The 14,465-nt window shown below is 75.0% G+C and carries 12 protein-coding genes; 7 read left to right on the top strand and 5 right to left on the bottom strand.

Features of this window, described 5'->3' with window-relative positions; all coding sequences use genetic code 11:
• Nucleotides 1–3: 3 nt before the first annotated feature.
• Nucleotides 4–2,718, bottom strand: a complete 2,715-nt coding sequence (adhE, locus tag J5O08_RS14240) for a bifunctional acetaldehyde-CoA/alcohol dehydrogenase (protein ID WP_218707547.1) — start codon at nucleotides 2,716–2,718, stop codon at nucleotides 4–6.
• 347 nt (nucleotides 2,719–3,065) lie between these two features.
• On the opposite strand from adhE, the gene J5O08_RS14235 reads away from it, so the two are divergent.
• The 3 genes from J5O08_RS14235 (at nucleotide 3,066) to J5O08_RS14225 (ending at nucleotide 4,481) form a co-directional block, all read left to right on the top strand.
• A complete protein-coding gene (locus J5O08_RS14235) occupies nucleotides 3,066–3,434 on the top strand; it encodes a hypothetical protein (protein WP_308160922.1) in 369 nt (122 codons plus the stop codon).
• Nucleotides 3,435–3,553: 119 nt separating this feature from the next.
• The gene (locus J5O08_RS14230; protein WP_218707546.1) at nucleotides 3,554–3,931 is read left to right on the top strand and encodes a hypothetical protein; all 378 of its coding nucleotides are present in this window, start codon (nucleotides 3,554–3,556) and stop codon (nucleotides 3,929–3,931) included.
• Nucleotides 3,932–3,962: 31 nt separating this feature from the next.
• Complete coding sequence (locus J5O08_RS14225) at nucleotides 3,963–4,481, top strand: hypothetical protein (protein ID WP_218707545.1); 519 nt, start codon at nucleotides 3,963–3,965, stop codon at nucleotides 4,479–4,481.
• A 24-nt stretch (nucleotides 4,482–4,505) separates the two neighbouring features.
• Here the strand turns inward: J5O08_RS14225 and J5O08_RS14220 are convergent, their stop codons facing one another.
• The 3 genes from J5O08_RS14220 to J5O08_RS14210 are packed head-to-tail and all read right to left on the bottom strand — an operon-like array spanning nucleotide 4,506 to nucleotide 9,018.
• Nucleotides 4,506–7,019 (bottom strand): glycosyl hydrolase family 65 protein, encoded by a 2,514-nt coding sequence (locus J5O08_RS14220; protein WP_308281629.1) that lies wholly within the window; start codon nucleotides 7,017–7,019, stop codon nucleotides 4,506–4,508.
• Nucleotides 7,016–7,792, bottom strand: a complete 777-nt coding sequence (locus J5O08_RS14215) for an HAD-IA family hydrolase (protein ID WP_308281628.1) — start codon at nucleotides 7,790–7,792, stop codon at nucleotides 7,016–7,018. The genes J5O08_RS14220 and J5O08_RS14215 overlap by 4 nt, the downstream gene beginning before the upstream one ends.
• 53 nt (nucleotides 7,793–7,845) lie before the next feature.
• Nucleotides 7,846–9,018 carry a LacI family DNA-binding transcriptional regulator gene (locus J5O08_RS14210; RefSeq protein WP_218707543.1) on the bottom strand — a complete coding sequence of 391 codons (1,173 nt, stop codon included), beginning with the start codon at nucleotides 9,016–9,018 and terminating at the stop codon, nucleotides 7,846–7,848.
• 316 nt (nucleotides 9,019–9,334) lie between these two features.
• Between J5O08_RS14210 and J5O08_RS14205 the strand changes: the two genes are divergently transcribed.
• Both J5O08_RS14205 and J5O08_RS14200 read left to right on the top strand, forming a co-directional pair.
• Complete coding sequence (locus J5O08_RS14205) at nucleotides 9,335–10,567, top strand: AGE family epimerase/isomerase (protein WP_218707542.1); 1,233 nt, start codon at nucleotides 9,335–9,337, stop codon at nucleotides 10,565–10,567.
• A gap of 98 nt (nucleotides 10,568–10,665) precedes the next feature.
• Nucleotides 10,666–11,838 (top strand): SLC13 family permease, encoded by a 1,173-nt coding sequence (locus tag J5O08_RS14200; RefSeq protein WP_218707541.1) that lies wholly within the window; start codon nucleotides 10,666–10,668, stop codon nucleotides 11,836–11,838.
• A gap of 22 nt (nucleotides 11,839–11,860) precedes the next feature.
• Here J5O08_RS14200 and J5O08_RS14195 read toward each other — a convergent pair whose 3' ends face one another.
• Nucleotides 11,861–12,505, bottom strand: a complete 645-nt coding sequence (locus J5O08_RS14195; RefSeq protein WP_218707540.1) for a helix-turn-helix domain-containing protein — start codon at nucleotides 12,503–12,505, stop codon at nucleotides 11,861–11,863.
• A 90-nt stretch (nucleotides 12,506–12,595) separates the two neighbouring features.
• On the opposite strand from J5O08_RS14195, the gene J5O08_RS14190 reads away from it, so the two are divergent.
• Both J5O08_RS14190 and J5O08_RS14185 read left to right on the top strand, forming a co-directional pair.
• A complete protein-coding gene (locus tag J5O08_RS14190) occupies nucleotides 12,596–13,642 on the top strand; it encodes an NAD(P)/FAD-dependent oxidoreductase (protein WP_218707539.1) in 1,047 nt (348 codons plus the stop codon).
• Nucleotides 13,639–14,409: a class I SAM-dependent methyltransferase gene (locus J5O08_RS14185; RefSeq protein WP_308281627.1), complete on the top strand. Its 771-nt coding sequence runs from the start codon at nucleotides 13,639–13,641 to the stop codon at nucleotides 14,407–14,409. Before J5O08_RS14190 ends, J5O08_RS14185 begins: the two co-directional genes overlap by 4 nt.
• Nucleotides 14,410–14,465: the final 56 nt, after the last annotated feature.

Raw genomic sequence — 14,465 nt, 5'->3', positions numbered from 1 at the left:
CGCTCAGGCGTCGGCCTCCGCCGGGGCCCCCGCCCCGGCGGGCGCGCTCTCGGCGCCCTGCTGCTGCTCGCGGCGGCCCCGCACCTCCGCGACGGAGGTGCCGTAGTAGGCCGCGGTCATGATGTCCTTCATGTCCGCCCGCATCGGCATGCGGGGGTTGGCGGGCGCGCACTGGTCCTCGTACGCACCCATGGCGACCTCGTCGAGCCGGGACAGGAAGTCCTGCTCGTCGACGCCCTGCGCCTGGAAGGACGACGGGATGCCGACCTTGGCGCGCAGCGCCTCGATCGCCAGGGCGTAGGACTCGACGCCCTGCTCCGGGGTCTCGGCCGGCAGGCCCAGCATCTGGGCGATCTGCTGGAACCGCTCCGGGGCCACGTAGTGCTCGTACTTCGGCCAGCTGGTGAGCTTGGTCGGGATCTGGCCGTTGTACCGGATCACGTGCGGCAGCAGCGTGGCGTTGGTCCGGCCGTGCACCAGGTGGAACGTCGAGCCGATGACGTGCGCCATCGCGTGCACGATCCCGAGGAACGCGTTGCCGAACGCCATGCCGGCGATGGTGCCCGCGTTGTGCATCTTCTCGCGGGCGTCCTTGGTGGCCGGGTCGGCCGGGTCGCCGTTCACGGACTGCGCCAGGTTGTCGAAGATCAGGCGGATCGCCTGCAGCGCCATGCCGTCGGTGAAGTCGTTCGCGTAGACGGCGACGAACGCCTCGGTGGCGTGGGTCAGGGCGTCGAACCCGGAGTCGGCGGCCAGCGAGCGCGGCATCTTCGAGGTGAGGACCGGGTCGATGATCGCGACCGTCGGGGTCAGCGCGTAGTCCGCCAGCGGGTACTTCTTGCCCGCGTCGGGGTCGGAGATGACGGCGAACGGGGTGACCTCCGCGCCGGTGCCCGAGGTGGTCGGGATGCACACCAGCTTGGCGAGCTCGCCCAGGGTCGGGAACTTGAACGCGCGCTTGCGGACGTCGAAGAACTTCTGCTTGAGGTCGGAGAAGACGATCTCCGGGTGCTCGTACAGCAGCCACATGACCTTCGCGGCGTCCATGGGCGACCCGCCGCCGAGGGCGATGATCGTGTCGGGGCGGAAGTGGCGCATCTGCGCGGCGCCCGCCTGGACGGTCTTGACGCTGGGCTCGGGCTCGACCTGGTCGATGATCTGCACGGACACGTTGTTGCCGCGGCGGTGCAGGACGTCGAGGACCCGGTCGACGAAGCCGAGGGTCGTCATCGTGGCGTCGGTGACGATGGTGACGCGCTCGACGTCGGCCATGTCGGACAGGTAGCGGATGGCGTTCGGCTCGAAGTACGTCTTGGCCGGGACCTTGAACCACTGCAAGTTGTTGTTCCTCCGGCCCACGCGCTTGATGTTGACGAGGTTGATCGCCGAGACGTTGTTCGACACCGAGTTGTGGCCGTAGGAGCCGCAGCCCAGGGTCAGCGACGGGATGAACGCGTTGTAGATGTCGCCGATGCCGCCGAGCGAGGAGGGCGCGTTCGCGATGACGCGGATCGCCTTGACCCGGTTGCCGTACTCCTCGGTGAGCGCCTCGTCCTGGGTGTGGATCGCGGCGGAGTGGCCGAGGCCGTCGAACTCGACCATCTGCTCGGCGAGCTGGATGCCCTGCTCGGTCGAGGTGGCGCGCAGCACGGCGAGGACCGGGCAGAGCTTCTCGCGGGTCAGCGGCTCGTTCGGGCCGACCGAGCCGACCTCGGCCAGGATGATCGAGGTGTCGGCGGGGACGGTGAAGCCGGCCTGCTCGGCGATCCACTGCGGGGACTTGCCGACGACGGTCGGGTTCAGCTTGGCGTCGCCGCAGTTCTTGCCCTTGGCCTCGACCCCGAAGATGAACTTCTCGAGGAGCGCCTTCTCCTTCTTGGTGGCGCGGTACGCGTGCAGCACGGCGAACTCGGCCAGCGCGGCGTCGTAGATCTCGTCGTCCAGGATGACGGCCTGCTCGGAGGCGCAGATCATGCCGTTGTCGAAGGACTTGGACAGCACCACGTCGTTGACGGCCCGCTTGAGCTTGGCGGTCTTCTCGATGTAGGCGGGGACGTTGCCCGCGCCGACGCCGAGGGCCGGCTTGCCGCAGGAGTACGCGGCCCGGACCATCGCGTTGCCGCCGGTCGCGAGGATCGTCGAGACGCCGGGGTGGTTCATCAGCAGGCCGGTGGCCTCCATCGAGGGGGTCTCGACCCACTGGATGCAGTGCTCGGGGGCGCCGGCGGCGATCGCGGCGTCCCGCACGACGCGGGCGGCCGCCACGGACGACTTCTGCGCGTTCGGGTGGAACGCGAAGATGATCGGGTTGCGGGTCTTCAGCGCGATGAGCGCCTTGAAGATGGCCGTCGACGTCGGGTTGGTCACCGGGGTCATGGCGCAGATGACGCCGACCGGCTCGGCGATCTCGGTGATGCCGTTGATCTCGTCGCGGGAGATGACGCCCACGGTCTTGAGCGCCGCCATCGAGTTGGTGACGTGCTCGCAGGCGAAGATGTTCTTGACGGCCTTGTCCTCGAAGACGCCGCGGCCGGTCTCCTCGACGGCCAGCTCGGCGAGCTGCCCGTGCTGGTCCAGCGCCGCGACGGCGGCCTTCTTGACCAGGCGGTCCACGTCCTCCTGGGTGAAGCGGGCGTACTCGGCCAGCGCCTTGGTCGCGCCGGCGACCAGCTGGTCGATGGCCGCGGCGGTGTCGGTGCTCGTCGTCGTGGTGGTCACGGGGACTCTCCCGAGGGTGGTGGGTTGGGGTGCGGAGGGCTCCGTCGACCTCACGACCAGAACGGTATCGAGAAAAGTTTCACAAAGTCTGGGACCGGAGTCCCGGGGACCTCGGTCCTGCCTCGGCGGGCGGCCCGCCGGGCCTGGGCGCGGCGCGCGATATGTCACGAAAGTGCGCACAAATGCGGATCTGGGATCGATTGCCCGCATTTGCTCTGCTGGTCAGAGCGTTGCTGACATCGAGTCGGAATGTCGGTAGCGTGCGGCGCACCGCGCGTCGGCCCCCGCCGTCCGCGACCACCGACCCGCGGCCGGACCCCCGGCCGGCCGCAGCCGAGGAGGCCCCCGTGCCCACGCTCCAGGACGTCGCCCAGGACCTGATGGACCTCGACGGCGCGATCGCGTTCGCGTTCGTCGACCACACCAACGGGCTCGTGCTCGCGTCCGCCACCTCGGTGCCGTACGACATCGAGCTCGCCGCGGCCGTCGCCACCGAGTTCGTCCGCGCCAAGCTGCGCGCGGTCGAGCAGATGGGCCGCGGCGGCGCGGTCGAGGACATCCTCGTCACGCTGGAGGACGAGCTGCACCTGACGCTGGTGTGCGACCACCCGCGCCTCCAGGGCGTGTTCGGCTACCTCGCCCTCGACCGCCGGCGCGGCAACCTCGCGCTCGCGCGGCGCACGCTGCGCGCTCTCGGCGGGTCCGTCGAGCTCTAGGCGGAGCCGGACCCGGCGCCGCGCCCCCGAATCGCGTTCGGGGGCGCGGAACGGCGATTGGGGTGGTGCCTCCCGGTGGCAGCGTCGCTCCCGTTCCACCGGACGACGAGGAGTGACGCATGATCAGCATGGAGGAAGCAACGGCCCAGGTGATGGCGCTGGACGGCGCGATCGCGCTCGCGGGCGTCGACTACACGAGCGGCATGACGATCATGTCCACCGTCGTGAAGCCGTTCGACATCGAGCTCGCCGCGGCCGTCGCCACCGAGGTGGTGCGCGCGCAGATACGCGCGATCGACCAGCTGGGCGGCGGGCAGTCCATCGACGACATCCTCATCTCGCTGTCGGACGAGCTGCACCTCATCACCCTGAGCGACGACCCGCGCTACGCCGGCCTGTTCTCGTACCTGGTGCTCGACCGGCAGCGGGGCAACCTCGCGCTCGCCCGTCGGCGGCTGCGCGACCTGACCCAGGCCGGCATCGAGATCGAGAGCTGAACCGGCTCCGCCGACGACCCAGGAGGTGCGCGTGGACGCCGCGCAGGTGCTCGACACCCTCACCCGCGCGCTGCCGCCCGGGGCCGCGGCCTCCTGGCTCGCGCCGGACGGCGCCGCCGCCCCCGGGGTGGCGGCGCCCGAGCCGGGCATCGCGGCGCTGGTCGCGGCCCTCGCCGCCGCGGTCGCCCGGGACGGGGGCGACCTCGCCGGGGACAGCAGCAGCCTGCTGGTCGAGTCGCCGGCGCGGACGCTGCTCGCGCACCGGCTCGGCGGCCACGGCACGCTCGTGGTGGTGGCGGGGCCGGACCTCAACCTGGCGCTGGTCCGACGGCTGGTCCGCACGGCGCTCGCGGACGGCGAGCCGCGCGGTGCCGACGACGCCCCCGGCGGGCCCACCGGGACCGGTGCCGATGCCGTCGCGGCGCCCGGCGCCGAGTGTCCGGTGCCCGCCCTGCCGCGCCGCGCGCCGGCCGCCCGGGTCACCGACTTCCGCTACGAGCCGGAGGACGTCGAGGTCCTCCGGCAGCTCCGCGAGGCGCTCACGGGCTGATCCCGCGAGCGCCCCGCGCCGCGCTCAGTCGTGCGAGACCGGCGGCGGCGTGAGCACCGTCGGGTGGTCCGGCACGCTCGCGGTCATCAGGGTGCCGTCGGCGCGGCGGGTCCCCTCGATGTCCCGGACCGTCGGGGTGCCGATCAGCCGCGGCGCGGGCGCCAGCGGCAGCACGACGGGGTCGCCCGCGGTGACCTTGACCGGCTCGCCGCGCACGACCAGGTCCGCGGCGTCGCCCTCCTCGACGGTGAGCCGCAGCTCGGTGTGCCGGACGTCGACCCGGACCCGGCTGCCGCGCAGCGTGAGCCGGAACGTCAGCCCGTCCCAGACCTCGGGCAGCCGCGGGTCGAGGGACACGACGCCCTCGTGGTCCCGCATGCCGCCGAAGCCGCAGGCCAGCGCGCTCCACACGCCGCCGGCCGACGCGACGTGCACGCCGTCCGCGGTGTTGTGGTGCAGGTCGGCCAGGTCGACGTACAGCGCCGACGTGAAGTAGCGCAGCGCGAGCTCCTGGTACCCGACCTCGGACGCCACGATCGACTGCACGACGCCGGACAGCGTCGAGTCGCCGGTGGTCAGCGGGTCGTAGTAGTCGAAGTCGGCCAGCTTCTCCTCGGCGGTGAACTGGTCGCCCTGCAGGAACAGCGCCAGCACGACGTCCGCCTGCTTGAGCACCTGGAACCGGTAGATGACCAGCGGGTGGTAGTAGAGCAGCAGGGGGCGCTTGGCCGGGTCGGTGTTGGCCAGGTCCCAGAGCTCCTTCTCGAGGAAGTTCGCGTCCTGCGGGTGGATGCCCAGGCGCTCGTCGTACGGGATGTGCATCCGCTCGGCGGCGTGCGCCCACTCGTCCAGCTCGTCCTGGGTCAGGTGCAGCCGGGCGACGAGCGCGGCGTGCTCGGCCGGGTGCTCGTGCGCCAGGCGGTCCACGGCCTCGACGGCGCCGCGCAGGTTGGCGCGGGCCATCACGTTGGTGAACAGGTTGTCGTTCACGACGGTCGTGTACTCGTCCGGGCCGGTGACGCCGTGGATGTGGAACGACGCGTCGCCGTTCGTCCCGCGCCAGAAGCCCAGGTCGGCCCACATGCGCGCGGTCTCCACCAGGATGTCGACGGCCTCGCGGGCGAGGAAGTCGTCGTCGCCGGTCGCCGCGACGTACTGCCGCACGGCGTGCGCGATGTCGGCGTCGATGTGGTACTGCGCGGTGCCGGCCGCGTAGTAGGCGGAGGCCTCCTCGCCGTTGATCGTGCGCCACGGGAACAGCGCGCCGTTCTGGTTCAGCTCGGCGGCGCGGCGGCGCGCGGCGTCGAGCATCGTGTAGCGGAACCGCAGCGCGTTCCGCGCGATCCGCGGCGAGGTGTAGGTCAGGAACGGCAGGACGTAGACCTCGGTGTCCCAGAAGTAGTGCCCGCTGTACCCGGAGCCGGTGAGGCCCTTGGCGGCGATGCCGTTGCCCTCGGCGCGCGCCGTCGCCTGCGCGAGCTGGAACAGGTTCCACCGGATCGCCTGCTGCAGGTCGGGCTGCCCGGGGACCTCGACGTCGCTGCGCGCCCAGAAGTCGTCGAGCCAGGCGCGCTGGTCGGCGAACAGCCGGTCGACGCCGGCCGCCTCGGCCCGGTCGAGCGTCCGGCGGCAGCGGTCCGCGAGCTCGCGCGCGGGGACGCCGCGGGACGAGTGGTAGGTGACGACCTTGGTGATCCGGACCGTCTGGCCCTGCTTCGCGTCGATCCGGTAGACGTGCTTCGCCAGGTCCTCCTCGACGAGCGACAGCTCCTCGTAGGCGTTGTCCGTCTCGATGGCGTGGTCGGCGGCCACGGCGAGCGTCATGCCGGACGCGGCGGCCCGGTAGGACATGACGTACCGGCCCTCGGAGCCCCAGTGCGTCTTCGGCTCGAGGACGCGCGCGGTCAGCGTCTCGGACTTGCGGGGGTCGAAGCCCTCGCCCATCGCGGCGGCGCGGACGTGGTACTCGTCCTGGCCGTCCTGCCGGTTGAGGATCTGGCTGCTGAGCACGACCGGGGCGTCGGCGTCGAGCATCGTCAGCTCGTACGTCATGACGGCCAGGTGCCGCTCGGCGAACGACACCATGCGCCGGGTGCGCACCTGGACGCGCTTGCCGGACGGGGTCTGCCAGACCAGGGCACGCTCGAGCACGCCGCTGCGGAAGTCGAGGCTGCGCTCGTAGGAGTGCAGGTCCGCGACCGTCAGCAGCAGCGGCTCGTCGTCCACGTAGAGCCGCATGATCTTGGCGTCCGGGACGTTGACGATCGTCTGGCCGACGCGGGCGAAGCCGTACGCCTCCTCGGCGTGCCGGATCGGCCAGGTCTCGTGGAACCCGTTGATGAAGGTGCCGTGGCTGTGGCTGTCCCGGCCCTCCTCGACGTTGCCGCGCATGCCGAGGTACCCGTTGCCGACGGCGAACAGGGTCTCGGTCCGGCCCAGGTCGGACGCGTCGTGGCGCGTGTCGCGCAGCCGCCACTCGTCCTTCGGGAACCGGTTGCGGTCCAGGGGGTCCGGGGTGAACAGGGAGGTGGGGTTCACGGCAGGGTGCTCTCGTGCTCGTCGGTGTCGTCGGTCGGGGTGACGAGCTCCGCGAGGTCGTCCACCACCAGGTCTGCCCCCTGCTCGCGCAGCACGTCGGCGCCCGCGCCGCGGTCCACGCCGATCACGAGCCCGAACGCCCCGGCACGGCCGGAGGCGACGCCGGACTCGGCGTCCTCGACGACGACCGCGCGCTCGCGCGGGACGCCGAGCTGCTCGGCGGCGTACAGGTACGTCGCCGGGTCCGGCTTGCCCGCCAGGCCCTGCGCCGCGGCCACCAGGCCGTCGACGACGAGCGGGAACCGGTCGGTGAGGCCCGCGGCGGCCAGCACGGGCACCGCGTTCCGGCTGCTCGACACCACGGCGACCTTCCGGCCCTGCGCGAGCAGCGCGTCGACCAGGCGGACCGAGCCCGGGTAGGGCGTGACGCCCTCGGTCTCGAGCACCTGGGTGAAGACGGCGTTCTTCCGGTTGCCGAGGCCGCAGACCGTCTCGGTGTCGGGGGAGTCGGTCGGGTCGCCCCAGGGCAGCTCGATCCCGCGGGACGCCAGGAGGGACCGCACGCCCTCGTAGCGTGGCTTGCCGTCGATGTGCGCGAAGTAGTCCGCGTCGGTGTACGGCGCGGCCCCGCGGGCGTCGAGCAGCGGCGCGAACAGCCGCGCCCAGGCGTGCATGTGCACGACGGCGGTGGGGGTGAGGACCCCGTCGAGGTCGAACAGGACGGCGTCGAGGCCGTCGAGGACCGCGGTGGGGCGGTCGGGTGCGGTTGCCACGGTGGAGCTCCCAGGGGCGTGGTGTGCGGGTGCGGGGGGTGCGGGGTCGTGCGTCATGCGGCGGTGGCGCGGGCGCCGGCCGGGCCCGGGGCGGCGTCGAACGGTGCGGGCCCGGCGCTGGACGCCCGGACGACGAGCTCGGGCGGGACCAGCCCGGCCGGGGCCGGCCGGTGCCCGAGGTCGACGCCGAGCCGGTCCAGCACCTGCTCGACGAGGGTCTGCGCCACCAGTCTGATCGGTTGCCGCACGCTCGTCAGCCCCGGGCGCGCGAACGCGGCCAGGTCGGAGTCGTCGTAGCCGGTGATCGCGACGTCCCGGCCGGGCGTGGCGCCGGCGTCCGCGACCGCGGTGAGCGCGCCGAGCGCCAGCGCGTCCGACGCGCAGACCAGGGCGGTCGGGGCGGCGTCCGGCCGCCCGAGCAGCGGGGCGACGACCGCGGCGGCCGCGTCGGGGTCGTCCTCGCGGGCCGTGACCTCGGGTCCGCGGGTGCCGTCGGCCTCTGCTGTCGCCGCGCTCCAGGCCGCCCGCCGGGCGTCGCCGCCCGCGCCGTCGGCGGGCCAGCCGACGAACCCGATCCGGCGGTGGCCCCGGGCGCGCAGGTGCTCGACCACGAGCCGCACGCCGAGGGCGCCGTCGACGTCGACCCACGGGTGCGCGGCGTCGGGGTCGCCCCACGGCCGGCCGTGCGCGACGAACGCCGCGCCGCGGTCCGCCAGCCAGGCCGGTCGCGCGTCCCCCGGGTGGGTGTCCGCGACGACCACGGCGTCCACGTCGCCGGCGGCGAGCAGCTCGCCGTAGGCGGCGATCTCCGCGGCGTCGTCCCCGTACGGGGCGTCGAACGCGAGGAACCGGTAGCCGTACGGCCGGGCCGCCGCGACGAGCTCGTGCAGCAGCCGGTCGGGGTGCGCCGCCGTGCGGTGCGCCGTCGACCCGACCCGGATGCCGATGAGGCCCGAGCGGCGCGAGGTCAGGGCCCGGGCGGCGTGGTCCGGTCGGTAGCCGAGCGCGGCCACCGCGCGGCGGACGCGCTCCAGGGTGCCGGGCGACAGCCGGTCCGGGGCGTTCAACGCGTTCGACACCGTCTGCCGCGAGACCCCGGCGTGCTCCGCGACCGCCCGGATGGTCACCCGCGGTGCGCGCGCGGCAGCCGGGCGTGCCCCCGCGGCGGCGCGCGCAGCGGCGGCTGCGGGCGCGGCGGCGGCGCGCGGGGCGTCGGCGGTGGGCATGCGGCGGTCCTCGTGGCGTCCGTGCGGGGCGGGGTGCGGATGGGGTGCGGGTCCGACGGAGCCACTTTGACCGGTCAAATCCGCGACGATTCTGGTCGCGTCAGGGGCGCGGTGTCAAAGGCCCAGGACGACCCGGACGAACCGGACCCGCGCTGCCTGGCCTGCACGTTCGTGCACTTCGCGACCGCGTGGTCGGTCCCGGCGCCGTGCGCTGCGGGGACGCCTGGCGGGGCGGTCCGCGCGGGGCCGGGCGTGGGTGCCGCGCGGCACCGGAGCGCGGCGGTGCCGTGGGCCGGGTGTGACTAGGGTGACACCCATGACGTGGCTGACGACGCCCGCGCACGCCCGCTGGCTCGAGACCGAGACCGACCGCCTGCTCGCCTTCGGGAAGGCCGCCGCCGCCCCGTCCGGCGGGTTCCTCCGCCTGGACGACGTGGGCCGGCCGCTGCCGGGGCCCGCCGAGCTGTGGATCACCTGCCGGATGACGCACGTGTACGCGCTGGCCCACCTGCTCGGGCGGCCGGGCTCCGCGGCGCTGGTCGACCACGGCCTGGCCGCGCTCGACGGGCTGTTCCGGGACGCCGAGCACGGCGGCTGGTACGCCGAGGTGGACGCCGACGCGACTCCGCGCGACGACGCGAAGGCGGCGTACCCGCACGCGTTCGTCGTGCTCGCGACGTCCTCCGCGGTCGCGGCGGGCCGGCCCGGCGCCCAGGCGCTGCTGCGCGAGGCGCTCGACGTCTCCGAGCGGCGGTTCTGGGACGAGGAGGCCGGGATGGCCGTCGAGTCCTGGGACCGGACGTTCACCGAGCTCGACACCTACCGCGGCGTCAACGCCAACATGCACACGGTCGAGGCGTACCTCGCCGCGCACGGCGTGACCGGCGAGCGGGTGTGGCTCGACCGCGCCGTGCGGATCCTCACCCGCGTGGTGCACGGCTTCGCGCGGGACAACGCCTGGCGGATCCCCGAGCACTTCGACGCCGGGTGGAACGCGGACCTGGAGTACAACGCCGACTCCCCGGCGCACCCGTTCCGGCCGTACGGCGCGACCGTGGGGCACTGGCTGGAGTGGGCGCGGCTCACCCTGCACGCCCGGGCCTCGCTCACCGCGGCCGGCGACGTCGCCCCCGCCTGGATGGTCGAGGACGCCACGGCGCTGTTCGACGCGTCCGTCCGCGAGGGCTGGTCGGTCGACGGCGCACCCGGGTTCGTCTACACCGTCGACTGGTCCGGGAAGCCGGTCGTGCGCGAGCGGATGCACTGGGTGGCCGCCGAGGGCATCGCCGCGGCCGCCGCCCTGCACGCCGCCACCGGCGAGCAGCGGTTCGACGACTGGTACGCGACCTGGTGGGACTACGCCGCCGAGCACCTGCTCGACCACGAGGGCGGCTCCTGGTGGCATGAGCTCGGCACCGACAACCGGGTGTCGCGCACGGTCTGGGAGGGCAAGGCCGACCTCTACCACGCGGTGCAGGCGACGCTGATCCCGCGGCTGCCGCTCGCGCCCGTGCTCGCCCCGGCGCTGGCGCAGGGGCTGCTGGACTGACCCCGGCGGTGGCGCGGGCGGCGGTGCGCGGCCGCCCGCGCCGCCCACCCGGCGGCCGCCGTCGCGCGGGGAACAGGCCCGGGACCTAGAGTTCCGCCGTGCCCAGGCTCCGGCGTGCCGTCCCGTGGTGGGCGGTGGCCGTGGTGCCGGCCGCCGCCGCGGTGCTCACGGGCGCCCTGCCGCGGACGGACGCGGCGGCGCTCGCGGAGCGCGTCGGCCCGGTGCTGCTCTTCGTCGCGGCGCTGACCGTCGTGGCGGAGCTGTGCGGGGCGGCCGGGCTGTTCGACGTCGCGACGGACGCCGCCGCGCGCGCCTCCGGCGGCCGGCGCTGGCTGCTGTGGCTGCTGCTGGTCGCGATCGCGGTCGCGTCGACCGTGCTGCTGTCGCTCGACACCACGGCCGTGCTGCTGACGCCGCTGGCGATCACCCTCGCCCGGCGCACCCGCACGTCGCCGCTGCTGCTGGTGCTGACGGTCGTGGCGCTGGCGAACACCGCGTCGCTGCTGCTCCCGGTCTCCAACCTCACGAACCTGCTGGCCGACCACCGGTTCGCGGAGCAGGGCGTCGGCTACCTGGGCGTGATGTGGGCGCCCGCGCTCGCGTCCGTCGTCGTGACCGTCGCGGTGCTCGCGGTGCGCGGGCGGCGGGACCTGCGGGGCCGGTTCGAGCCGGGCGAGCGGTACGTCCCGCCGGACCGGGCGCTGCTGGTCGCGACCGGGGCCACGGTCGCGGTGATGGCGGTCGGGTTCGTCGCCGGGCTGCCGGTGTGGGCGGTGGCGCTGGGGGCGGCGGCCGTGCTGCTGGTGGCGTTCGCGGTGCGGCGGCGGCCGGTGCCCGGGCGGGCCCGCGACCTGGTGCCGTGGCGGATGATCCTCGTCGTCGGCGCGCTGTTCGTGGTCGTCGAGACCCTGCACGTGCGCGGCCTCGGCGACTGGGTCCTCGACGCGGCGCCGGCCGGCGCGGACGCGGGGGCGCTGCTCGGGGTCGCCGGGCTGTCCGCCGCCGTCGCGAACGTGGTGAACAACCTGCCCGCGTACCTGCTGCTCGAGCCGGTCGCCGGCGAGGACGTCCGGCGGCTCGCGGCCGTGCTGATCGGCACGGGCGTCGGCCCGCTGCTGACCCCGTGGGCCTCCCTCGCGACCGTGCTGTGGTGGCGCCGGTGCCGGCAGGCGATGGTGCACGTGCCGGTGCGCGCGTTCGTGGTGCAGGGGCTGTGGCTCGCGCCGCTGTGCGTCGCGGCGTCGGTGCTGGCGCTGGTCGCGGCGGCCTGACGCGGGACCTCGACCGGAGCGGTCAGGACTTCCTGGTCGAGCGGGCGCGGACGTGCATGCGCTCGCCCTGCGGCCCCCAGAGCGTCAGCACCTCGGCGGCGCCGGGCCCCGGGTTGGTGAACCAGTGCGGGATCCGGGTGTCGAACTCGACGGCCTCGCCCGGCTCGATCATCAGGTCGTGGTCGCCGAGCACCAGCCGCATCCGGCCGGACAGCACGTACATCCACTCGTAGCCCTCGTGGGTGCGGGGGTCGACGGGCCCCGGGTTGTGCCCCGCTGGGAACACCTGCTTGTAGGCCTGCAACCCGCCCTGCCGCCGGCTCAGCGGGACGAAGGTGACCCCGTGCCGCTCGACGGGGGACAGGTGCACCCGCGGGTCGCCGGTCTCGGGGGCGCCGACCAGCTCGTCGAGCGGGACCTGGTGCGCCCGGGCCAGCGGCAGCAGCAGCTCCAGGGTGGGGCGGCGCTGCCCGGACTCCAGGCGCGACAGCGTGCTGACCGAGATCCCGGTGCTGCGGGACAGGTCGGCCAGCGTGGCGCCGCGGCGCTGCCGGAGGTCGCGCAGCCGGGGGCCGACGGCCTCGAGGACGGGCTCCAGGTCGGCGGGGGCGTCCTCGGCGGGCGGCGGCGTCGGCGGGACGGTGCGGGGGCGACGGGACTCGACCATGCCCCCATTTGCCGATCCGGCAACGATGTTTGTCAAGCCGGTCGCGCCGCGCGCACGGTGGTCACCACGGACGAGAGGGTGGAGGACCCGATGGTGACGGAGCGGTACGACGTGCTGGTGGTCGGCGGCGGCGCGGCGGGGCTGGGCGGCGCGCTCACCCTGGCCCGCGCGCGGCGCAGCGTGCTCGTGGTGCACGACGGTGCCCCCCGGAACGCGCCCGCGGCGCACATGCACGCCTACCTCGGGCTGGACGGCCTGCCGCCGGCCGAGCTGCTGGCGCGCGGGCGGGCCGAGGTCGAGGGCTACGGCGCCGAGGTCGTCGAGGACCGGGTCGTCGACGTCCGGCGCGACGGAGAGGGGTTCCGCGCGGCGCTCGCGGGCGGCCGCGTCGTCCGGTCGCGCCGGGTGCTCGTCGCGACCGGGCTCGTCGACGCGCTGCCGGACGTGCCCGGGCTCGCCGCACGCTGGGGCCGGGACGTGCTGCACTGCCCGTTCTGCCACGGCTGGGAGGTCCGGGACCGGGCCGTCGCGGTCCTCGGGTCCGGGCCGGTGGCGGTGCACCAGGCACAGCTGTGGCGCGGCTGGACCGGCGACGTGACGCTGTTCCTGGGCCGCGCCGGCGGGCCTGGCGGGGACGGGCTGTCCGACGACGACTGGGAGCGGCTCGCCGCGCTGGGCGTGCGGGTGGTCGAGGGCCCCGTGGCGGGGCTGGAGGTGGCGGACGACGTGCTGACCGGCGTGCGGCTGGCGACCGGGACGGTGCTGGCGTGCGACGCCGTGGTCGTCGCCACCGGCCTGGGGGCCCGGCTCGACGGGCTGGCGGGCCTGGGCCTGCCGACCGAGCCGGTGACGATGGGCGACCGCGTGATCGGCACCCGGGTCGCCGCTGCGCCCGACGGCTCGACGACCGTGCCGGGGGTCCGGGTCGCGGGCAACGTCACCGACCTGCGGGCGCAGGTGCAGGTCGCCGCGGCGGCCGGGCTCACCGCGGGGGCCGCGCTGGTCGCCGAGCTCGCCGCCGAGGACGCCGACGCCGCCGTGGCGCGGTACCGGGCGGAGCAGGTGGCGCCGTTCTCGGGGCGCGCGGAGCGCGAGGTGGCCGCGCGCCGCGCGGGCGCCGGGGCGATCGGGCTGTGAACGCGCGCGACGAGGTCGCCGCGGGGTGGTCCCGCGGCGGGGACGACGAGGAGGAGCGGGGCATGGGGCAGCAGCACGACGGGGCCGAGGACGCCGGCACGCACGGGCACGCGCACGGGCACGGCGGGGACCCGGGCGAGGTGCGGCACGACCGGGAGTTCTGGGAGGACCGGTACCGCTCGGCGCCGCGGGTGTGGAGCGGCCGGCCGAACCCGCAGCTGGTCGACGAGGTCGCCGACCTGGCGCCGGGGCGGGCGCTCGACGTCGCGTGCGGCGAGGGCGGGGACGCGCTCTGGCTGGCCGGCCGCGGCTGGGCGGTCACGGCGGTCGACCTCGCGCAGACCGCGCTCGACCGGGTCACGGCCGCCGCCGCGGAGGCGGGGCCGGAGGTCGCCGACCGGGTCCGGACGGAGCGGGTCGACATCGCGACCTGGGACGCCGGGGACGGCGCCTACGACCTGGTGACGACGCACTTCCTGCACCTGCCGCCGGAGGTCCGGGCCGTGGCGTTCGCCCGGATGGCGCGCGCGGTGGCCCCCGGCGGCACGCTGCTGGTCGTCGCGCACCACGCGAGCGACCTGCGCACCACCATCGGGCGCCCGGACCTGCCGGAGCTGTTCTTCGACCCCGAGGACGTCGTCGCGGCGCTCGACCCCGCGGGCTGGGAGGTGCCGGTGGCGGAGGCGCGACCCCGCACGGCGACCGACCCGGACGGCCGGGAGATCACGATCCGGGACACGGTCGTGCGGGCGGTGCGCCGGGGCTGACGCCCGGCGGCGCGGTCGCTGCCACCCGCCGGCGCCGGCGGGTGGCAGGATCGCGC

This window comes from Cellulomonas sp. PS-H5 (assembly GCF_019265565.1).
Classification (GTDB): domain Bacteria; phylum Actinomycetota; class Actinomycetes; order Actinomycetales; family Cellulomonadaceae; genus Cellulomonas.
The sequence above is the reverse complement of the archived record's forward strand: the minus strand, read 5'-3'. Positions and strand labels throughout refer to the sequence as shown.

Bases quoted from the DNA above. Each gene is read 5' to 3' on its own strand.
- J5O08_RS14230 (WP_218707546.1), top strand. From the start codon at position 3,554: ATGATCAGCATGGAGGAAGCAACGGCCCAGGTGATGGCGCTGGACGGC.
- J5O08_RS14210 (WP_218707543.1), bottom strand. From the start codon at position 9,018: ATGCCCACCGCCGACGCCCCGCGCGCCGCCGCCGCGCCCGCAGCCGCC.
- J5O08_RS14205 (WP_218707542.1), top strand. From the start codon at position 9,335: ATGACGTGGCTGACGACGCCCGCGCACGCCCGCTGGCTCGAGACCGAG.
- J5O08_RS14195 (WP_218707540.1), bottom strand. From the start codon at position 12,505: ATGGTCGAGTCCCGTCGCCCCCGCACCGTCCCGCCGACGCCGCCGCCC.
- J5O08_RS14190 (WP_218707539.1), top strand. From the start codon at position 12,596: ATGGTGACGGAGCGGTACGACGTGCTGGTGGTCGGCGGCGGCGCGGCG.